Below are 21741 nucleotides of genomic sequence, written 5' to 3' on the forward strand. Positions count from 1 at the left end.
GGATTTGATACCGGGCGGGCTCGAAACATTATCTGTGGGCAATCCATGAAGCGAATCCTTGTCATCAAAGTCACGTCGCTGGGCGACGTCATTCAGGCGCAACCCGTCGTTGCCGACCTGAAGCGCGCTTTTCCCGGCGTGGTAGTCGACTGGGCATGCGATGAAGTGTTCGCGGATGTCGCGCTCTGGAATGCAGGCGTCGACCGCGTGCATTGCGCGCCGCTGCGCCGCTTTAAAAAGGCGCGCCGCTGGGCCGATTTCAAGGCGATTTTTGCGTCGATATCCGATTTGCGCGCGCACCGCTACGACGCGGTGATGGACATTCACGGCGTCTATAAAAGCGCAATCATTGCGTTTCTCACGCGCTCGGCGCGGCGCTACGGCTATCACTCGAAGAATCTAGGAGAACAGGGCGCGGCGTTTGCCTATACGGACCGCTTCGTGCCGCGGCAGGACGTCAATGCGTGGCAAGGCATGCGCGACACGGTAGCCGATGCGCTCGGCTATCGCGCCGACAGTCCGGCCGTGTACAACCTGCGGATTCCTCAGCCGGCTCAACCGATCGTCGATACGGGCGGCGTGCCGATCGCCTTGCTGTTTCACGCGACGTCGAAGGACGACAAGAAATGGCCCACCGACCGCTGGGTCGCGGTGGCAAAGGAACTGCACCAGCGCGGGTTCCATGTGGCTTTGCCTTGGGGTTCGCCTAGCGAGCGTGAAGAAGCGCTGAAGATTATCGAGCAGGCGCCGCAAGCGCACTTGCTGCCGCAGTTGAGCGTGACCGCCATCGCACAGCTGATCGACGCGTCGGCGCTTGTCGTCGGCGTCGATACCGGCTTCGCCCATCTCGCGCACGCGCTCGGCAAACGCACGGTCATGATCTTCACCGTGACGTCGTCGGTCCACTCGGGCAATCAGGCGCCCTATCGCTCCACGTCGATCGGCGGCGATGGCGTGGTGCCGACGGTCGCGGAGGTCGTCGAGGCGATCGACTATGTGCACAGCAGCCCGCCGGCAGATGGCGGCGAAGTCGGCAGCCCGGCGCGCATGGAGTCTGCGGTTCGCAGCTAAGCCGTTGCGCTGTTGCCGACATTGCCGCTGTTGCATTAGCGAACGCGAACGAACCCGTTGAAGGTTTGATCCCTCCCCGGGCACGCGTCCCGGTTAGATAGCCATCGCGGCGACAGGCATCGGCAAATGTGCTGCCGCGTCGCGAACAGGCGCGTTGTCATGAGGTCCGAACTCGCCGCCACCACTGCCGAGCCGGAATACGGCGACCGCTTGCTTCAAGGCATCCGTCTGCTCCTCCAGCGATTTCGCGGCCGCAGCGGCCTCTTCAACGAGCGCCGCGTTGTTCTGCGTGACCTGATCGATCTGCGCGATCTCGTGATTGACCTGCTCGATGCGCGTTCGCTGTGCATCGGCCGCCGCTTCGAGCTCGCCCATAATGCCGGTCATCCGTTCGACGGCTAGGCGCGCATCCGACATCGTGCCGCCTGCTTCGCCGACTAGCGAAGCGCCCAGTTCGACCTGCGTCGCCGACTGACCCAGCAAATCCTTGATCTCCTTCGCCGCGGTCGCGGAGCGCTGCGCGAGACTGCGGACCTCGGCGGCCACCACCGAGAAGCCACGCCCTTCTTCACCGGCACGCGCCGCTTCGACCGCTGCGTTCAACGCGAGAATATTCGTCTGGAACGCGATGCCTTCGATCACCCCGGTGATCTCGGTGACCTTGCGCGACGAGCTCGTAATGCCGCTCATCGTATCGATCACGCGATTCACCACATCCGCGCCGCGGCTCACGGTCTGCAGTGCGCCTTGCGCGAGACGGTTCGCTTCCTTGGCGTTTTCGGCGTTCTGGCGCACCGTCGAGGACATCTGCTCGATGCTCGCCGCCGTGCGCTCAAGCGCGGCGGCCTGCTGGCCCGTGCGGTTCGACAGATCGAGATTGCCGGCCGCGATTTCCGTGACGCTATGCGCAATCGCATTGCTGCCGCCGCGCACGTCGGAAACCGTACCGGCGAGCCCGTCGCGCATCTGCGCCAGCGCCGCGAGCAGTTGGCCCATTTCGTTGCGCGAATGACTTTGCACGCCAACCGTCAGATCGCCAGCGGCGATGCTGCGGAAATGCGCGATCGTCCGCTCGATCGGCCGCACGAATGCGATCGACATCGCGATACGCGCGAGCACACCGATCACAATCGCCGCCAGCCCGACGCCGCCGAATGCGATCGCCGAGATACGGAATTGCCGGGCGGCCGCGTCCGCATCGCGACGCTGGTTATCGGCCTGATACCGCTGCAACGCATCGATCGCTTTCGCGTACGGCGCGTAATAGCGGTCCGCGGTTTCGCCTTGAATCGTGCGGAACGTATTGAAGTCGTTATCGACGAGCGCCTTGTATTCAGGCTCGAGCGCCTCGGAAACGAGCGCAGCACGCGCCTTCGCGGCTGTCTGCGCAAGCGCGCGTTCCTCGTCGCTGCCGAATGAGCCTTCCGCATACAGACGGAAGTCGTTGTTCGAATCGGCGAGCAGCTTGTGGGCGGCATTGAGCATTGCTTCGGTCGCCTTGCCCACGCTAAAGAGCGTTTCGTAACTGCCCAGCGCGAGCCGCACCTGGAGCAGCTTTTCGGAGCTCGCATTCAACGACGCGAGCGACGCCGATCCGCGCTGCGCGTCGCGCAGACCGTCGTTGGTCGCCTTCAGCGAACCGTAACCGACACCGATCACGGTCAGCAGCAGCGCGACGAACAGCACGATAATAAAAGTCAGTCCCCCGCGGATGGTGATGTGTTTAAGCATGTAGTCTCCGGAACATGATCGCGGATGGGTGCTGAGTTCTCCGCACTCGTCATATCGGCAGCGGCGCCCTGCCGGCGGATAGGGACAATCCATGAGACGACGGCAGCCGGTAGGCGCGATGCAGGATGCGTCATGGATCATTTGTATAATCGTGCGTTTTGTATTCGGGCCGCCCTTGCCGGTCCACTGTCCGGCCTCCTCTCATGCTTAGCTTCGCGCTCGGTTTCATCGTTTCTCTGCTGATTACGCTGCTGATCGTCCGCTACGCGCATCTGCATGAACGCTTCTCGCTCGACACCGATCTGTCGGGTGCCCAGAAATTCCACGTGAACCCTGTACCGCGTGTCGGTGGGATTGGAATACTGCTGGGTCTGGTTGCGTCGGCCGTGCAGTTGCAGCACGCGTATCCGGCCGTGTCCAACGGCATTCTGTTTCTCGTTGCATGCGGGCTGCCCGCCTTCGGCGCCGGATTGATTGAAGACCTGACCAAGCGCGTCTCGCCGCTGACGCGACTGATCTGCACGATGGCCGCCGCGGCGCTCGCCTACTTCCTGCTCCATATCGCGGTCACGCGCATCAGCGTGCCGCCGCTAGATTTTCTGCTGACCTACGCAGCCATCTCGTGCGGCGTGACGGTCATCGCAGTCGCCGCGCTCGCCAATGCGATCAACATCATCGATGGCTTCAACGGGCTCGCCTCGATGGTCGCGTTCATGATGTTCGCGTCGCTCGGCTATGTCGCGTTCCAGGTTCACGACCCGGTCGTGCTGTCGGCGTCGCTGATCATGATGGGCGCGGTGATGGGCTTCTTTATCTGGAACTTCCCGGCGGGGCTGATTTTTCTTGGCGACGGCGGCGCGTATTTCGTCGGGTTTATGCTCGGCGAGCTGTCGATCATGCTGGTGATGCGCAATCGCGATGTGTCGGCGTGGTATCCAGTGCTGCTGTTTATGTATCCGATCTTTGAGACGTGCTTCTCGATCTATCGGAAGAAGTTTATTCGCGGGATATCACCTGGCATTCCCGATGGCGTGCATCTTCATATGCTCGTTTATAAGCGGCTGATGCGGTGGGCGGTGGGGGTGAAGACGGCGCGGGAGCTGACGCAGCGCAATTCGCTGACGTCGCCGTACTTATGGCTGCTGTGCCTGATCGCGGTGATTCCGGCCACGCTGTTCTGGCGGAACACGCTGCATCTGTTCTGCTTCGTTGTGGTGTTTGCGGCGACTTATGTGTGGCTTTATGTGAGTATTGTGCGGTTCAAGTCGCCGCGGTGGATGGTGGTGCGCAAGGGACACAAAGGCTCACAGCGGTAGTCCCGCGCGGCCGCGCGCCCGGCATTCGCGGCCGGCCGCGCGTCGCGCAGAAACGAACCTAGTACAGCGCCGCCTTCGGTCCTTGCGGCACGGTCGATTGAACCACCGGCGCAGTAGCCGGCTGATACTCCGGCACCCACCGGCGCAAATCGCGGCGCACCTCATCGTCGGTCGGCACGCGGCGTTGCTGGAGCCACGGCAAAAGCTCGTCGACGAGATCGCCCGACACTTCTCTGGCACGCGCAATCCGCAGCTTCGGGTGCGGCGTTCGCACCGTCGTCTCTTCGTCCGCGAGCAATTCCTCGTAGAGCTTTTCGCCGGGCCGCAACCCCGTGTACACGATCCTGATCTGCTCTTCGTTGAATCCATAGAGCCCGATCAGATCGCGCGCCAGGTCCGCAATCCGCACCGGCTTGCCCATATCGAGGATAAAAATCTCGCCGCCACGCCCCATGCTCGACGCCTGCAGAACGAGCTGCGACGCCTCCGGAATTGTCATGAAGAAGCGCGTGATTTCCGGATGCGTAACGGTCAGCGGTCCGCCGCGCGCAATCTGATCCTGAAACTTCGGAATCACACTGCCTGCGCTGCCGAGCACGTTGCCGAAGCGCACCGTCTCGAATCGCGTACGGCGGCTGCCCTGCTGCAACGCCGAGCACACCATTTCCGCGAGGCGCTTGGTCGCGCCCATCACGTTGGTCGGGTTCACCGCCTTGTCGGTCGAGATCAGAACGAAGTGGGCCACGTCGCGACGCATCGCCGCGCGCGCGACACGGTACGTGCCCAGAACGTTGTTGCGCACCGCCTGCCACGAGTTGATCTCTTCCATCAGCGGCACATGCTTGTACGCAGCCGCATGGAAAACGATGTGCGGCGTGTAGCGCGCCATCACCTGATCGAGTAGCAACGCATCTTTGACATCGCCGATGACCGGAATGACCGCCGTTTCCGGAAACTTGTCGCGCAGTTCCTCGTTGAGCTGATAGACCGCAAACTCGGAAACGTCATAAGCAATCAGTTGCGCGGGACGGAAGCGCAGCATCTGCCGGCACAGCTCCGATCCGATCGAGCCACCCGCGCCCGTCACCATGACCACGCGACTTTTCAGCAGGTCTTCGACGTGCGCCGTATCGATCATCACGGACTCGCGCCCGAGCAGATCTTCGAGATCGATTTGACGGACACGCGACAGGAACGGCTGCCCTTGCGTCAGCGGAGTCAGTGCGGGCAAGACCATGGCCTTTACGCCCGCGCGCACGCACAGCGAGGCAATACGGCGGTGCGCTTCGACCGGCGCCGACGGAACGGCGATGATCACGTGCTCGACCTTGAGTCCCGAGGCGACCTTCTGCAAATCTCCGATCGAACCGAGCACGCGGCAGCCATAGAGTTCGCGGCCGTACTTGGTCTGGTCGTCGTCGAGGATACCGACGAGACGCCACTCACCCGAGCGCTTCAGTTCGCGGATCAGACTCGCCGCGGCGCTTCCCGCACCGATGACGAGCACGGGTCGCCCTTGCCCGACGAGGCCGCCGTAGCGGTAGAACTCTTTGGCCGCGCGATACAGCGCGCGCGAACCACCCATGATCAGAAACAGGAACAGCGGCGAAATGAGCAGCACCGACCGGGGAATGACCGGGTAAGGCTGCAGCAGAACCGAGCCGATCATCACCACCAGCGCACCGACCGATACCGCCTTCCCGATGCGCAACAGGTCCGGCAGACTCGCGAACACCCACATGCCGCGGTACAGACCGTAACTGCGAAACAGCACGGCATACACCACGAGCACCCACATCATCGCCTCGAGCCCGCCGTGAGCGAACTGCTCGGGAACGGGCCCATTGAAGCGAATGATGTACGCGAGCGTCCAGGCGAGAACGACCGCCCACAAGTCGAACACAAAGGCACTAACAGACAGCCAACGGGCTTTCACTTTGATCATTTGCGCGAGACCTCAGGTTGCCCAACGTTCGACATATGATGGCGCCAGCGCCGATCGACCCACGCGCCGGCCACAACCAGAACCACAGCCCAACACCCAATGACGAACCACTGATACGAAGCGGACAACTGCAGCGCGACTAAAGCGAGGACTATGCCAACCGCCATCAGCGCATACCAGAGCCGTGCTGTCAACGCATGACCCATGCCGGATTGAACCATTCTCTGATAGTAATGTTCGCGATGCGCCTGCCAGAATTTCTCTCCCCGCGACAAGCGCTTGAGCAGCGTCACGGACGCATCGCAAATGAATGGCGCAAACACCATTGCCGGCAACCATGCCGGCCACACTGCATTTCGCCATCCCCAGTAGCCCAGCGCACCTGCGAGAAACCCTAAGGGTATGGACCCGACATCGCCGAGAAATATTCGTGCTGGATAAAAATTGAAAATCAGGAAGCCCGCGGCGGCGCCGGCCACCGCTGCGGCGGCAAGCGCCAGCATCGGATCGGCGTGTTGCGAGAGCAACGCGGCAAGCGCGTAGCCGCCAAAGCCGAACAGGGCCATGCCTCCCGCGAGTCCGTCGCTACCGTCCATAAAGTTGTAAAGATTGACCAGCCATACGAGCACAAAACCCACGCCGAGCAGGACCCACACGGGTGCGTCTGCCGGATACGAAACAATCAGAATCGCCACTGCGGCCACGTGTCCGCCAAAGCGAATTCGCGCAGGCAGCCCGCGGCGATCGTCGATCTGCGACATCACTGCGAGCAACACCGCGAGGCAAGCAATAAGCCAGAGCGCCGGCGCCGCGACCGCGATCAGGATCACCGCGACCGGTACGACGCCCCACCCGCCGACGCGCGGCGTCGGGCGCGTATGCAACGAACGCGCGTTAGGGATGTCCATGGCGAGGCGCCACGCGAGACCCGTTGCAAGCAGCGTCTTGAGAATCGCCGCGCAGGCGCAGAGCGCCACGATCGCGCATATCAGGACGGCCAGCGGCAGCCCGTGGTGCAGTCCTTCAAGCATCGCGTGCATGACTGTTCTCCGCGCGATACCACGCCGCCGTCTCCGTGAGCCCCTGCTCCAACGTAAAGGGCGGCTTCCATCCAAGCACCTCCTGGATGTGGCGAGTGTCGAGCCGCAACTCGCCGATCAGTCGATCCACTTGCGCGGACTTCCCGGTCAGGCGTCCCGCCAGGCGCAACCATGACGGCGGCACCGGCAGCAGCCAGGCACGTGCGTCCATCGGCTTCGCAAGCAGCCGCGCCAACTCCGCGACCGTCGGGTCGTAGCCATCGGTCACGTGGAAGATCTGGCCAGCCGCGCGAGGATCGATGGCGCATTGGATCAGTGCATGCACGAGGTTACCGATATAGACCATGCTGCGTCGCGCACGCACCGAACCCAACGGAAGGGGTATGCCGGCCGCGATCGCTCGCATCAGGCTGAAAAAATTCGCACGCACGCCCGACCCATAGACCAGCGGCGGACGCACGACCACCACCTCCAAGCCGCTCTCACGGCCATAGTCCAACAGCGCACGCTCGGCTTCGAGCTTGGATACGCCATACGGATCTTGCGGCGCGGGCGTATCGGACTCGCGCAGCGGCGCTCCGCGACTGGCTTCCGCGATCGCCTTGACACTGCTGACATAAACGAAGCGTCGCGCGCCAGCCGCTCTGGCCGCCTTCGCGAGGCGCAGCGAACCGTTCACGTTCGTCGCGCGATACGCCGCGAGCGGATCGGCTGACGTATCGTGCATCACGTGCACGCGCGCCGCGAGGTGAATCACAACGTCACATCGGATCTCGTCGCGCCACAACTGATCGATATTCGCGAAATCGTCCGATTGCAGCAGCCATTCGCGCACGCCGGTTCCCACTGTTCCCGCGCGTCGCACGAGACCCGTGACATCATGCCCGTCTTTTAGAAGCGCGCTCGATAGCGCCTTGCCGACAAAGCCGTTTGCACCGGAAACAAGAACTGACAGAGTCATCGACGTCGCCCGAGGCGGCTCGTGTCCGCCAAAACGTATTACGCCGCTGACTTGAGGAAGTCGGCATAGGCCAGTGCGATGCCGTCACGCAGCGACGTCTTCGCTTCCCACCCGAGGTCTTTCATCCGGCCCACGTTCAACAGCTTGCGCGGCGTGCCGTCCGGTTTGCTCGAATCGAACACGATTTCGCCATTGAACCCAACCACATTCATGATGGTTTCCGCGAGTTCGCGAATCGTGACGTCCGTGCCCGTGCCGATGTTGAACAGACCTTCGCCGATGTCCTTTTCCATCAGGAACACGCAGCCCTCGGCGAGATCGTCGACATAGAGAAACTCGCGCATCGGCTTGCCGGAGCCCCATACGGTCAGGTCCTTCGCACCACCGGCTTTCGCCTCGTGCGCCTTGCGGATCAGCGCCGGCAGCACGTGACTGTTCTTCAGGTCGTAGTTGTCGTTCGGGCCGTACAGATTGGTCGGCATCACGGAAACGTAGCGCCGGCCGTACTGGCGGTTGTAGCTCTCGCACATCTTCACGCCCGCGATTTTCGCAATCGCATAGGGCTCGTTTGTTGGCTCAAGCGGCCCCGTCAGCAGATACTCTTCCTTGATCGGCTGAGGGCAGTCGCGAGGATAAATGCAGCTCGAACCGAGGAAGCACAAACGATCGACACCAGCCTTATGCGCGCTGTGGATGACGTTCGTTTCGACCGCAAGATTCTCGAAGATAAAGTCCGCGCCATACGCGTTGTTGGCGTAGATACCGCCGACCTTTGCCGCGGCAACGAACACGTATTCGGGGCGCTCGGCCTCGAAGAAGTCGCGTACCGCCGCCTGGTCCAGCAGATCGAGTTCCTCGCGCGTACGGGTCACGAGGTTGGTGTAGCCCTTCTTCTGCAGCAGGCGATGTAACGCCGACCCCACCATTCCCCGATGCCCGGCAACGTATATTTTTGCGTTCTTGTTCAAGCTGAGCCTCACTCGCGCCCGACCGAAACGTTAAAGCCTTTGCTTTTGAGCAGCGCATGCTGGCGCGCCTTGTCGAGGTCGTTTGCCACCATCTCTTCGACCATTTCGTCGAGCGTGATTTTCGGCACCCAGCCGAGCCGCTGTTTCGCCTTGCCCGGATCGCCAAGCAACGTCTCCACTTCCGACGGACGGAAGTAACGCGGATCGATCTTCACGATCACGTCGCCGACCTTGACGCCCGGCGCGTCGTCGCCATCGATTGCGGCCACGCGCCCTTGCTCGTTCACGCCCGAACCTTCCCACGCGAGCGTCACGCCGAGGCGTTTGGCGGCCTTCTCGATAAACGCGCGCACGCTGTATTGCACGCCCGTTGCAATGACGAAGTCTTCCGCCTGATCCTGCTGCAGCATCAGCCACTGCATCTCGACGTAGTCTTTTGCATGACCCCAGTCACGCAACGCGCTCAGATTACCCATGAACAGGCATTGCTCGAGGCCTTGCGAGATGTTCGCCAGACCGCGCGTGATCTTTCGCGTGACAAACGTCTCGCCGCGCCGTGCCGATTCGTGGTTGAACAGAATGCCGTTACACGCATACAAGCCGTATGCCTCGCGGTAGTTCACTGTAATCCAGTACGCATAGAGTTTAGCGACCGCATAAGGCGAACGCGGATAAAAAGGCGTGGTTTCCTTTTGCGGCGTTTCCTGAACCAGCCCATAAAGCTCCGACGTGCTCGCCTGATAAAAGCGCGTTTTCTTTTCGAGGCCGAGGAAACGAATGCCTTCGAGCAACCGGAGCGCGCCGATCGCGTCGACATCGGCCGTGTACTCAGGCGACTCGAAGCTGACCGCGACGTGCGACTGCGCGCCGAGGTTGTACACCTCGTCGGGCTGCACTTCCTGCAGGATACGAATCAGATTGGAAGTGTCGGTCAAGTCACCGTAATGCAACTTTAACCGTGCATGCTGTGCATGCGGATCTTCATAGATGTGATCGATACGCTCGGTATTGAACAGCGATGCACGGCGTTTGATGCCGTGCACTTCATAGCCTTTGGACAACAGAAACTCGGCCAGATACGAACCGTCCTGGCCGGTGATACCGGTAATTAGAGCCTTTTTCATCGTCACTTAATCCGCGTAGCAAACCCGTCAAGATAGATATTTTTACTCGTCGCGTCCAGCCCTGCGACTGAGCCTTTCCAGTTGTGCATCAACCATTTTTCCGACCATCTCTTCGAAGCTGATAGCCGGCTCCCAGTTGAGTACCTTGCGAGCTTTCGATGGATCTGCCAGGGTCTGCCCCGTTTCCAGCGGACGGACCAAAGCGGGATCGCTAATAACGTGGTCTTTCCAGTCTAGTCCCACGCGCCCGTATGCGACGTGGCACAGATCGCGCAGCGTATGCAGCTGCCCGGTTCCAACCACGAAATCGCCGGGCTTCTCCTGCTGCAACATGACCCACATTGCCCTGACGAAATCGCTTGCGTGGCCCCAGTCCCGCGCGACTTCGAGATTGCCGAGCGCCAGCTTGCCGTTCGCGACGATCGGCTGACCACGCTCGTTGCGGTCGCGGGAATTGACGATGCCCAACGACGCACAAGCTGCGCCATAGGCTATCTTTTGCGTCACGAAGTGTAAAGGGCGGCGCTCGCTCTCGTGATTGAACAGGATTCCGCTTGAAATGAACATGCCATAGCTGTCGCGGCAAATGCGCGCCATCTGATGCGCGTAGACCTTTGCGGCCGCATACGGATTCAGCGGTTGAAACGCCGTGTTTTCGTTTTGCGGAATCACTTCCGCGTGGCCGAACATCTCCGACGACGACGCGTGATAGATCCGCGCCTTGGGCAGGCCGTGCCGCACCGCCTCGAACAGACGGATCGCACCGAGCCCGTTGATGATGAGCGTCTCGGCGGAACGCGACCACGATTCACCGGGGCGCGACTGCGAAGCGAGGTTGTAGATTTCGTCAGGCTTCGCTTCTTGCAGCGCATTGGCGATATCGATGCCTTCCGACATATCGCCGAACAGCACGGTGATGCGGTCGGCGAGGTGGCTCGAGTTATTCGGTCTGATCCAGCTTTCGCGCCGGGTAAAGCCATAGACCTTGTATCCGCGGTCGAGCAGAAACTCGGCGAGGAACGATCCGTCCTGCCCGGTGATGCCGGTAATCAACGCAGTCTTCATCTCATCACGCTCCGCTTAGGCGAGGCCAGGGCCTCTTCGTAGATACCAAGCAGATCTTCCGCACTGCGCCGCCATTCAAAACGCCCAGATTGCTTCAGACTTGCCGCTCTCCGCTCATTCCGCTCGTTCTGATCCTGAGACAGACGCAACATCGCATGCGCCCACGCCTCAGGGTCTTTAGGATCGAGAAGAATGGCGGCGTCTCCTGCCACCTCGGGAATTGAACTCGTAGTAGATGTGATCGTGGGCGCTCCCATTTGCATTCCTTCGAGCACCGGCAGACCAAACCCTTCGAACAGCGAAGGGTAAAGACTTGCATAACAGTTGCGATACAGCCAGACAAGTTCCTCGTCGGACACATAGCCGGTCATGATGACTTTTTGCTCAATACCGAGTTCGGCCAGGTATTTCGTGAAGTCCTCCATCAGCCAGCCTTTGCCGCCGGCGAGCACGAGCGGCATCGGCGTACCACCGAGCGCCAGATAACGTGCATAGGCGGCGGCCAGGCGGCGCTGGTTCTTGCGCGGCTCGATCGTGCCGACGTTGAGCCAGAAACCGCCTTCGGCCACGCCTTCCAGCGTCTTCGGGCGCTTGCCCGGATCGGACATATCAGTGAAGCGCGAGCACGGATAGACCACGCGCATACGCTCTTCAGGAAAATGCGGAAACACGCTCAGATAGTGATCGCGCGACGCTTTTGAAATCGCAATGATCCAGTCTGCCGCAACAGCCGATCGGAATACGCCTTCGAAACAGCCGAGCCGGTTTGCCTCGGTGGTCCACGTCGGGTCGATCGTAAACCCCATATCGTAGAACGTATAGACCAGACGGGTCGTGGAGAACTGCACCGGGGACCAGAAGTTATTCGAATGGACAATATCCGGCGAACCGAGCGAGGCTTCGGTGTCGGTTTTCGTCCAGAATGCGCGCGCGGTTTCGCGGGTTAAGTGGCGCGGGCCATATTCGACGTGAGGACCCGAATATGGATTGAGCACCGGCATACGCGCGTCGAAATAGAAATCACCAAAGCTTGGGTAAAGGTGGTACGTGTGTTCTGGAGCGATACCTATCATCGCAGTTGCTATGGCGTGGGCGAAGTAACCACATCCCGCCTTGCCTGAACCTGTCTGAGAAATATCGAAGCCTATGCGCATAAATTACTTCCCACGCTCGGGACACAAGTAAGAGAAACCGACGGGATTGCTTCCGGGCATATTGTTCTTATGGATTGCCGGCCAATTCGCTCGAGCGCATCCAAACTATCCGACGCAGAGCAGGCATTTGCTTATGCGTGAATAGTGGCAAAAGATGCAAGTATTTGAAACACAGAGAGCGAAGTTTCTTCACTTACAATTTCACATGAAGACATCGCAGCGAGATAGTGACATGAAGCGGCCCGGAAAGATGTTGTTATTTGTAAATCGAATTATGCCGGTTCACTGAAAGGCCCAGTGTCAAGCATTGTCAATGCCCTGTGGCCGTAAGCTTACCGGTAGCTACGTCTGCGCCCCGTATCTTACCGTACGTTTTTTGGCGTGCAGTACATTCTTCTGCTGTTTTCGCGTCCACGACGCGAAAGAGGCGACGAGTGTCACAGACGTTTGACAAAGCCGGGATAACGTCCACATCTCACTTGTCGGATAGGGCCCGCCGCAGCCAGAAGCCGAAAATTGCCCGCCAACTGACACCTTGGTATACTTTCAGCTTCCCGCCAAGGGCCGCTCCTGGCAATAACGCTATCGAATCCAACGCCTTCCCGTTCGCGTTGCCATTGACCCATTAATCTCGCGGCCCACTACAAGCCATGCGCTAACGTACAGGCGCGCTGGCTGGACTGTATTGCAACGGGGCTGCTATATTCTGCGGCCAGCAGAAGCTTGCGCCCTGCACGCTGTATGCAGCGACGCTTGAAAAAGACACTAAGGGAAGGCTATGCAGTTGATTACGACAATCCTTTGTGGTGGCGCCGGCTCGAGACTGTGGCCTGTCTCCCGGGAACTCCATCCCAAACCGTTCATCCGCCTTGCGGACGGGCAGAGCCTGCTTCAAAAGGCGTTCTTGCGCGGCGCCCAATTGCCGGGTGTCGCTGAAATCCTGACGGTTACGAATCGCGATCTGCTTTTCAAAACCCAGGACGAATTCCGTGAAGTCAACACAAACGACCTGCCTACGTCGTTCGTGCTCGAGCCTTGTGGACGCAACACCGCTGCAGCCATCGCAACGGCCGTATTGCAAGTGATCAAGCGTTATGGTCCGGATGCGCTGATGCTGGTGCTCGCGGCCGACCACCTGATCGCCGATCAGGCCGCATTCGAAGCCGCGGTCGCGAAAGCGAGCCAACTCGCGGCGGCGGGGAAGCTGGTTACCTTCGGTATCGAACCTACCGCCCCCGAAACCGGATACGGCTATATCGAGGCGAAGGGCAATGAAGTTCTGCGATTCGTTGAAAAGCCCTCACTTGAGAAGGCTCAGGAATATCTCGCATCTGGCCGCTTCCTCTGGAACTCGGGCATTTTCTGCTTTACCGCGGGCACGATGCTGAAGCAGATGGAACTGCATTGCCCCGAGGTCTTCGCTGCAAGCGCTGCTTGCGCGGAGTTGTCCCGCGAAGCTCAGGGCAATGGCTTTACGCAACTCGAACTCGATAACAAGTCCTTCCAGGCCGTGCCGGATGTGTCGATCGACTATGCGGTGATGGAAAAGTCGGATCGCATCGCGGTCGTCCCGTGCAGCATCGGGTGGACCGACATTGGCTCGTGGACTGCACTAGGCAATCTTTCGCCGGCTGATGAAAGCGGGAACCGCATCCTCGGCGATGCGCTCACGTACGGCACGCGCAACTGCATCATCCAGAGTACGGATCGCTTGGTCGGCGCCGTCGGTGTCGAGGATCTCATCGTCATCGATACGCCCGACGCCGTACTGGTTGCGAAAAAGTCGAGCGCGCAGGACGTCAAGCACATTTATGCGCAGCTGAAGGCCACCGGGCACGAGGCACACAAGATCCATCGAACCGTGCACCGCCCCTGGGGCACTTACACGGTGCTCGAGGAAGGCAACGGGTTCAAGATCAAGCGCATCGAAGTGAAGCCTGGCGCGAGCCTCAGCCTTCAGATGCACCACCATCGCAGCGAGCACTGGATTGTCGTGCGCGGCATGGCGAAGGTGGTGAATGGCGATGCCGAGCTCTTCGTCAATACGAACGAGTCGACCTACATTCCGGCCGGACATAAGCACCGGCTCGAGAACCCAGGCATCTTGAGCCTCGTGATGATCGAAGTGCAGAGCGGCGCCTATCTCGGGGAAGACGATATCGTCCGCTTCGACGATATCTACGGGCGCGCCTGACTGGTCCGCCACAGGGCGTTCACCGCAGAGCGTTGGCTACAAAGCGCTATTTGTGTAACTCATCAGGACAGGCAATCTGGTCGATGTCTACTTTTCATCCTGCGACGCCGACTGCCATGCTCAAGGGCCTGCTGCGGCATCACGAGCTTCTTCGCGAGCTGGTCAAACGCGACTTCATCGGCCGATACAAAGGCTCGATGCTGGGCGTCGTCTGGTCCCTGTTCAACCCGTTGCTAATGCTGGCAATTTATACGTTCGTCTTCAGCGTGGCGTTCAAGGCGCGCTGGGGCGGACATAGCGATGAGAGCAAGATTGCGTTCGCGATCGTGCTGTTCTCCGGGATCATCGTCCACAGCTTTTTTGCGGAGTGCCTGAACCGCGCGCCGGCGCTTATCACAAGCCATGCTAACTATGTGAAGAAGGTGGTCTTTCCACTGGAGATCCTTCCGTGGATGGCGCTGTTCTCGGCCTTGCTGCACTTTATGGTCAGCTTCTGCGTGCTGCTCGCCTTCTGCCTGGGGTCTGGCGTGAGCATTCACCTTGGCATCCTGCTTGTTCCGCTCGCCCTGCTTCCGCTCATTCTGATTGTAATGGGCATGTCGTGGATTCTCGCGTCTCTTGGCGTTTACCTGCGTGATCTTTCGCAAGTGATCGGCATGCTCGCCACCATTTCGCTGTTCCTCGCGCCCGTGTTTTATCCGATCGAGCAGTTGCCGCCGGCCTACCGCTCGATCCTCGTCTGGAATCCGATCACCCTTCCCGTGCTTCAACTTCGCGACCTGATGTTGTGGGGCAAGCCGTTTCAATGGCAACCGTGGGCACTGAGCCTGGTCGTAGGCGCTCTGATTTTCCAGGCTGGGTACTGGTGGTTCCAGAAATCACGTCGAGGGTTCGCCGATGTCGTTTGAGGATACCGTCATCGAGGTCCGTAACCTCAGCAAGCGTTACGAGATCTATAAAACGCCGCGCGACCGACTGAAGCAGCTTATTTTGCCGCGTCTGCATCGCACCGCCAATCAGATCGGCACGGCGTTGCATATCACGCAACCCAAGCCCGTGCAGCACTATTTCCGGGAGTTCTGGGCGCTGCGCGATGTGTCGTTTCAGGTTCGGCGCGGCGAGACAATCGGTGTAATTGGCCGCAATGGGAGCGGCAAAAGTACCCTGCTGCAGATTCTTGCGGGGACGCTGGCGCCGACGAATGGGGAAGTCCGCGTGAATGGGCGCGTGGCTGCCTTGCTCGAGCTTGGCAGCGGCTTCAATCCGGAATTCAGTGGACGCGAGAACGTCTACCTGAACGGACGCATTCTGGGTCTTTCGCAACGCGAGATTGAAGAGCGCTACGACCAGATTGTCGAGTTCGCCGATATTGGCGACTTCATCGAACAGCCGGTCATGACGTACTCGAGCGGGATGTTCGTGCGGCTCGCGTTTGCAGTTCAGGCGCATATCGATGCGTCGATCGTGATCATCGATGAAGCGTTGGCGGTCGGCGATGTGTTCTTCCGCAAGAAGTGCTATACACGCCTCGAGCAACTTCGCGATGCCGGCGCTGCGATCCTGCTTGTTTCACATTCGATGCCGGATATCGAACAGTACTGCGAGCGAGCAGTTTTGCTCGATCACGGCACGTGCCGTTTTATCGGGCCGTCGACCGAGGCCGCCAAACACTACTACCTTCTGCATCAGACGGACGGTCGCGCTTCGATTGGCGAAGCGGCTCGCCCCGCAGCTTTGCCGAAGGACGCTGCTTCTGAGCCGACAAGCACGTCGGAGCGCCCCTCGTCAGATGCGTTTATCGATCTAAGCACTAAATCGCAGGTCAGCAACGGGTCCGCTCATTGCGTTGGCGTCGCGCTGTGTAATAAGGCTGGCGAACCGACTAACACCTTCCGTCAGGGTGACGTCGCCGTGTTTTACTACGAGTTCGAACTGACCGAAGACATCGGCGTTCCGATCTGCGGCCTCGTCATACAGAGCGAACGCGGAACGCTCGTACACGGCAAAAACAGCTGGCAATCGATCAACGACGTTCCCGCGAGTCTTGGCGCCGGTTCAAGAGTGCTATGCAAGCAAGAAGTAAAACTGGCGATCGGGCCGGGGGAATACGTTTTCGAGGTAGGTCTCGCTTCGATTACGCATGAGATATGGGCGGCACGCGATTCGATGTCGCACGATGAGATGTCCGCCAGGCATTCCCGCAATTGCCATGTACCTAACGCCGGATCGTTTTCGGTGGGGCTTGCAATGGACCATGGCGTGGCAAAGTTGACGCATCACGGCGTAGCCGACCTGCCCGGCGATATTTCCGTTTCAGTTGAGGCCAGCCCTAATCCTGCCGGCTCGACTCAAGGCCTCGTCTCGAGCACGAACCGGTAGGATCGATTCGCGCCGGCGAACGGTGTGCAACACGCGAACTATAAGAATCAGTTTAATCAAGACGTAAAGCGGCCACTGCGCATTCCAGGTGAAATTTCGTAGGTTGCTCGGCGAATACATCGTTGCAGCAGCCACTTATTCGCAGTTTGGGAGTTCAACATGCAAACCAGGATCCTGCTCAAGGACCAACTATTGCGCGGCTACGACGCTGTGTGCGGCCTCTACCCACACGTTCCCCCGCTCAGCCATTGGAGGGCGTTCGAGCACGCCGCGTATCAGCATTGCCATCTCGACGGACGCGTTCTGGACCTCGGTTGCGGAGACGGCCGTTACTTCCGCCTGATCTGGCCGCATGCGAGTCAAGTGGTCGGAGTCGACATGGAGCCGGAAGTCGCCGCACTCGGAAAGCAAAGCGGTGTTTACCAGCGCGTTCATGTCGCGCCCGCTCACCAGGTGCCCGAGCCCGACGGCACTTTCGATCATGTCTTCGCGAACTGCTCCCTCGAGCACATGGACCACCTGGACGCCGTGCTGGGCGAGATCCATCGCTGCCTGACGCCGGGCGGCACGCTGGTCTGCAGCGTCGTCACGAACCGGTTTGTCGAATGGGCGCTTCTCGGGAATCTCGTCGCTATAGCCGGGTACCAAGAAACCGCCGCGGCACTGCAAAAGGACTTTCTCGATTATCATCACCTCGCCAATCCGCTAACCACCGAGCAGTGGACAGCGAGCTTTGCGCGTGCCGGTCTTGTGGCAGAAGAGCATTTTCCAATTATTCCCAAGATCAACAGCGGCATCTTCCTGCTAATGGATAGCCTCTGGCACGTTAAAAGAAAGAGCGGCGGGGAAATGGGCGACGTGATTTACCCCTTCCTATCGGCCAACCAAAACTTCCCTAACGCTTTCCGGAAGGTCTTTTCTGGCCTGCTAGACATGGAGACAGATTGGCACGACACGTGTGGTGCCGTGTTTGTCGTACGCAAACCCCGGTGAGGAACATGCGAACCTGTTGGTGCGGAAATGCCAGTTTTCGACCGTTCGGCGATCAATACGGCGAATGCAATGCTTGCGGAACGCTCGTCTATCTCGAAGAGACTCCGCCTGAGCGTCTACTTGTGCAGGACGACGACGCCGACTTTTACGGCAAGAACTACTGGCTCGAGCGCCAACGGGATCACGGCACCGCGGACATTTTCACGCGCGCAAGAAACGATTTGACGGAACGCAACCTTTACTGGCTCAAAGCGCTGCTAAAGTACCGCCTTCCGCCGGCGAAAGTTCTTGAACTCGGATGTTCGCATGGCAGTTTTGTTGCGCTGATGCGGCACGCAGGGTTCGACGCATCCGGTGTCGAGATGAGCCCATGGGTCGTCGAGTTTGGGCAACAGACATTCGGCGTTCCGGTATCTATCGGCCCGGTAGAAACGCTGGACATGCCGGCTGGGAGCGTTGATGTTCTTGTCGCGATGGATGTGCTCGAGCATCTGCCCGACCCGGCAAAGACAATGGCGCGTTGCCTCGAGCTCCTCAAGCCCGACGGCCTGTTGCTCATTCAGACTCCGCAATTCAAGGACGGTAGCCAGTACGAGACTCTCGTCAAGGAAGGCGATCGGTTTCTTGAAATGCTGATTCCAGAAGAACACATCTATCTGTTCAGCCAGAAATCGGTTGCACAGTTTTTCGGGCAATTGGGCGCTTCGTATCTTGCATTCGAGCGAGCCATTTTTGACCACTATGACATGTTCTTGGTGGTCAGCAAGAATCCGCTGCAGACACATTCTCGTGAGGATGGAGAAGCCGCATTGCAGGCGAGTCCGAGCGGTCGAATCGCGACAGCGCTGCTCGATCTGCGGGAACGTGAACTGGATTCACTCGCTGACCGCATCGCTCGCGGGGAGCAGATCGAAACGCTCACGAGATTGGTGCACGAGTCCGAGTCGGATCGTGCGGCTCGAGGAGAGCAGATCGCGACGCTGACCGACATGGTGAAGCTTGCTCATGCGCAGATGTCTGAGCGCGATATCCAGTTGCAGGTACGGCAGGCGGAACTGGCTTCGCGCGATAGACAGCTTGCTGCTCGCGACACGCAATTAGCTGCTCGCGACACGCAATTAGCTGCTCGCGAGAGCCAACTTGCCGAGCAACACAAGCAGGTTGAGGAAAAAGAACGGGAGATCTCCTCTCTCCTCAGTGATGTGCGAGGTTTGTTTCGCCATCCGGCTTTCCGATGGATCGCCAAATTGGGCCGCTGGCGCGAAGCAGAAAAACTCGAAAAACGGATTGAAGAACCATGAGCAAAGCCCTATTCCGGGTTGCAGTAGATTTGACGCCTGTTCTACCGGGCGGTGAAAACGGCGGCGCGAAAATCTTCGTGCTCGACTTGCTGCGCCAGTTAGCAGAGATGCAACCGCAAACAAAGTTCATCCTGCTTACGCAGGCGGCATCGCATGACGAACTGGCCACGCTCGATCGACCCAATGTAGAGCGCAAAATGGTTATCGGCCCCGTCGCCGCAAACTCCGCGCGCCCACGGCTAAAGCAACTAGCATCGCGCGTTGGCCCGCATATTCCGGGCCGCGTGAGGCGAGTCGTAAGTCGAATCGGTTATCGCTTGAACGCCAGGCTTAAGCGCCGTGGCGCGGGAGCAATATTGCGCACCCTCGGTGTGGATCTGCTCTTTTGTCCATTTACCGCTCCCACCTACTTCGAGCCTGGCATTCCAACCGTTTGTACGATCTACGATCTGCAGTACAAGACGTATCCGGAATTCTTTGCACCTGAGGATGTAGCCCATCGTGCGCAAACGTTTATCGACGCATCGAAGCGAGCCACCGCGCTTGCGGCTATCTCCGACTATTCCCGGCAATCTGCTATCGAGCACGGTGAACTCGACCCTTCGCGCATTCGAACCATTTACTTGCGCATGGCTCGACGGATTGCTCCCAATACGGACCAAAGCACCCAAGTGCTCGACCGTCTTGGGCTCACGGCGCATCGGTATCTCGTCTATCCCGCTAACTTCTGGAAGCATAAGAATCACGAGATGCTGCTGACGGCGTTGGGTATTGCCGTCAATAAGGGCTTGGCAAGCAATATCAAGCTCGTGTGCACCGGCGCGCCTGGAGCGCGGCAGGAATGGCTGATGAACGCCGCACGTGACATGAATCTCCATGACCGCATCGTTTTTCCGGGTTACTTACCAAACTCGGAACTTGCGACCCTGATTTCCCACTGCCGTGGTGTGGTCTTCCCGTCGCTTTATGAAGGTTTCGGGTTGCCTGTTATTGAGGCAATGACGGCCGGTGTACCTGTAGCATGCAGCAACACGACGTCACTACCGGAAGTAGCAGCTGACGCGGCAATCCTTTTCGATCCACGTGTTCCGGACCAAATCGCGGACGCGATGCTAGCGCTCGTCAACGATGAAGCACTCCGTACTCGGCTCGCCGAAGCTGGACGAAATCGCGCAGACGAGTTCGCAGATTCCCAGCGTATGGCCAATGAATATTGGGAGCTGTTCCAACATGCGATAGCCGGTTCCAGGGATGAGAACCTGATTACCGGCGTGGCCGTTGACGGTTGGGTCGGCGATCGCCTCAAAATCCAAGTTGCGCCTCTGCAGGAAACGGGTAGCCTGGAGATCGAGTTGATGGCGCCGGATTGGGTGCCTCAGCGATCGATCTCTATCCAGGTGCTTCGTGATGGAAAGGCTGATGGGGCGCCGATCAAGCTAAAACGGGCAGCAACGAGGATTGTGTCATTGCCAATGAGTCAGTCCGGCGGGTACTGCGAATTGCAGTTTTCTCCGACGTTTGTCCCTGCGCGCTGCGGATTCGGCGATGATCAACGCGAGCTTTCAGCAATGTTGAAACGATGCAGTATCCTCGCTGGCAATTCCATACGCATCCAGTTGTATCCGGAGAAGACCTCTGCATGAAAGTCAGTATCGTCACCCCCTCGTATAACCAAGGACAATTCATCGAACGCACGTTGCAGAGCGTCGCGATCCAGAGAGGCGCGGAAATCGAGCATGTCGTTTTCGATGGCGGCAGCAAAGACACTACTGTCGAGGTCCTTAAGGCATTCACGCCTCCTGTCCGATGGATCTCCAAGAAGGACAACGGCCAAACGGATGCTGTTAACAAGGGCATTCGCGCGACCGACGGCGAGATTATTGGTTGGCTCAACTCCGACGACATCTACTATCCAGGTGCGGTCGAGCGGGTTGTGACATTTTTCGAACAGAATCCGGACGTCGATGTCGTCTACGGACTTGCGGACCACATCGACCTGGAAGACGTCGCGTTCGAAGAATACCCGACCGAATCCTGGAATTTTGATCGGTTGAAAGAAACATGCTTCATCTGCCAGCCCGCTCTTTTTCTGCGCAGGCGCGTGGTTGAACAACATGGATTGCTGGACGAGTCACTGCACTTCTGCATGGACTACGCGTACTGGTTGCGGCTCGGCAAAGCGGGCGTGCGGTTCGCCCTTCTTCCTGAGAAATTAGCTGGCTCCCGGCTGTATGCGGACAATAAAACGCTTGGGTCGCGCGTGAAAGTTCATGTCGAGATCAATGACATGTTCTCGAAACTGTTTGGACAAGTACCGGATAGATGGTTGTTCAACTATGCGCATGCGAAGGTGCAACAGAATCCGCAGCATCGTAGCGGAGGGCGATTATTTGCAGCGAAAGTTGGCATCATCGCCATGTCTTCCGCGGTCAAATGGAACCGGCGCATCTCTGGGCCGATGCTCAAACTGATTTGGGGATGGCTCTTTAAACGATGATT

Annotated in this window: 17 protein-coding genes; 9 read left to right on the forward strand and 8 right to left on the reverse strand. The window is 59.2% G+C overall.

Annotated elements, in window-relative coordinates; all coding sequences use genetic code 11:
* The first annotated feature begins 45 nt into the window (after window positions 1-45).
* Window positions 46-1071, forward strand: coding sequence for a lipopolysaccharide heptosyltransferase I (gene waaC, locus KZJ38_RS16130; RefSeq protein WP_219797135.1), 1026 nt, complete (start codon window positions 46-48; stop codon window positions 1069-1071).
* 93 nt (window positions 1072-1164) lie between these two features.
* Here the strand turns inward: waaC and KZJ38_RS16135 are convergent, their stop codons facing one another.
* Window positions 1165-2802 (reverse strand): methyl-accepting chemotaxis protein, encoded by a 1638-nt coding sequence (locus tag KZJ38_RS16135; protein WP_219797136.1) that lies wholly within the window; start codon window positions 2800-2802, stop codon window positions 1165-1167.
* A 203-nt stretch (window positions 2803-3005) separates the two neighbouring features.
* Between KZJ38_RS16135 and KZJ38_RS16140 the strand changes: the two genes are divergently transcribed.
* Window positions 3006-4118, forward strand: a complete 1113-nt coding sequence (locus KZJ38_RS16140; RefSeq protein ID WP_219797138.1) for an MraY family glycosyltransferase — start codon at window positions 3006-3008, stop codon at window positions 4116-4118.
* Window positions 4119-4176: 58 nt separating this feature from the next.
* Here the strand turns inward: KZJ38_RS16140 and KZJ38_RS16145 are convergent, their stop codons facing one another.
* Genes KZJ38_RS16145 through KZJ38_RS16175 form a run of 7 tightly spaced genes read right to left on the reverse strand, consistent with a single transcriptional unit; the run spans window position 4177 to window position 12375 of the window.
* Window positions 4177-6063: a polysaccharide biosynthesis protein gene (locus KZJ38_RS16145; protein ID WP_219797140.1), complete on the reverse strand. Its 1887-nt coding sequence runs from the start codon at window positions 6061-6063 to the stop codon at window positions 4177-4179.
* Window positions 6060-7094, reverse strand: a complete 1035-nt coding sequence (locus KZJ38_RS16150; protein ID WP_219800386.1) for an MraY family glycosyltransferase — start codon at window positions 7092-7094, stop codon at window positions 6060-6062. Before KZJ38_RS16150 ends, KZJ38_RS16145 begins: the two co-directional genes overlap by 4 nt.
* Entirely contained in the window at window positions 7087-8064 is a 978-nt protein-coding gene (locus tag KZJ38_RS16155; protein WP_219797142.1) for a UDP-glucose 4-epimerase family protein, read from the reverse strand. Before KZJ38_RS16155 ends, KZJ38_RS16150 begins: the two co-directional genes overlap by 8 nt.
* Before the next feature lie 38 nt (window positions 8065-8102).
* The gene (fcl, locus tag KZJ38_RS16160) at window positions 8103-9032 is read right to left on the reverse strand and encodes a GDP-L-fucose synthase (protein ID WP_219797143.1); all 930 of its coding nucleotides are present in this window, start codon (window positions 9030-9032) and stop codon (window positions 8103-8105) included.
* 8 nt (window positions 9033-9040) lie between these two features.
* Entirely contained in the window at window positions 9041-10156 is a 1116-nt protein-coding gene (gene gmd, locus KZJ38_RS16165) for a GDP-mannose 4,6-dehydratase (RefSeq protein WP_219797145.1), read from the reverse strand.
* Between the two features lie 42 nt (window positions 10157-10198).
* Window positions 10199-11221, reverse strand: a complete 1023-nt coding sequence (locus tag KZJ38_RS16170) for a GDP-mannose 4,6-dehydratase (protein WP_219797147.1) — start codon at window positions 11219-11221, stop codon at window positions 10199-10201.
* Window positions 11218-12375, reverse strand: a complete 1158-nt coding sequence (locus KZJ38_RS16175) for a glycosyltransferase family 4 protein (RefSeq protein WP_219797149.1) — start codon at window positions 12373-12375, stop codon at window positions 11218-11220. The genes KZJ38_RS16170 and KZJ38_RS16175 overlap by 4 nt, the downstream gene beginning before the upstream one ends.
* A 778-nt stretch (window positions 12376-13153) precedes the next feature.
* Here KZJ38_RS16175 and KZJ38_RS16180 point away from each other — a divergent pair.
* The 7 genes from KZJ38_RS16180 to KZJ38_RS16210 all read left to right on the forward strand — a co-directional run bounded on the left by KZJ38_RS16180 (window position 13154) and on the right by KZJ38_RS16210 (window position 21739).
* Window positions 13154-14569 (forward strand): mannose-1-phosphate guanylyltransferase/mannose-6-phosphate isomerase, encoded by a 1416-nt coding sequence (locus KZJ38_RS16180; protein WP_219797151.1) that lies wholly within the window; start codon window positions 13154-13156, stop codon window positions 14567-14569.
* Between the two features lie 83 nt (window positions 14570-14652).
* A complete protein-coding gene (locus tag KZJ38_RS16185; RefSeq protein WP_219797153.1) occupies window positions 14653-15477 on the forward strand; it encodes an ABC transporter permease in 825 nt (274 codons plus the stop codon).
* A complete protein-coding gene (locus KZJ38_RS16190; protein ID WP_219797154.1) occupies window positions 15467-16948 on the forward strand; it encodes an ABC transporter ATP-binding protein in 1482 nt (493 codons plus the stop codon). The genes KZJ38_RS16185 and KZJ38_RS16190 overlap by 11 nt, the downstream gene beginning before the upstream one ends.
* Before the next feature lie 159 nt (window positions 16949-17107).
* Window positions 17108-17941 (forward strand): class I SAM-dependent methyltransferase, encoded by an 834-nt coding sequence (locus KZJ38_RS16195; RefSeq protein WP_219797156.1) that lies wholly within the window; start codon window positions 17108-17110, stop codon window positions 17939-17941.
* 122 nt (window positions 17942-18063) lie between these two features.
* A complete protein-coding gene (locus KZJ38_RS16200; protein ID WP_219797158.1) occupies window positions 18064-19242 on the forward strand; it encodes a class I SAM-dependent methyltransferase in 1179 nt (392 codons plus the stop codon).
* Window positions 19239-20885: a glycosyltransferase family 4 protein gene (locus KZJ38_RS16205; protein ID WP_246641501.1), complete on the forward strand. Its 1647-nt coding sequence runs from the start codon at window positions 19239-19241 to the stop codon at window positions 20883-20885. Before KZJ38_RS16200 ends, KZJ38_RS16205 begins: the two co-directional genes overlap by 4 nt.
* Entirely contained in the window at window positions 20882-21739 is an 858-nt protein-coding gene (locus KZJ38_RS16210) for a glycosyltransferase family 2 protein (protein WP_219797159.1), read from the forward strand. Before KZJ38_RS16205 ends, KZJ38_RS16210 begins: the two co-directional genes overlap by 4 nt.
* Window positions 21740-21741 lie beyond the last annotated feature (2 nt).

It is taken from the genome of Paraburkholderia edwinii (assembly GCF_019428685.1).
Taxonomy (GTDB): Bacteria; Pseudomonadota; Gammaproteobacteria; order Burkholderiales; family Burkholderiaceae; genus Paraburkholderia; species Paraburkholderia edwinii.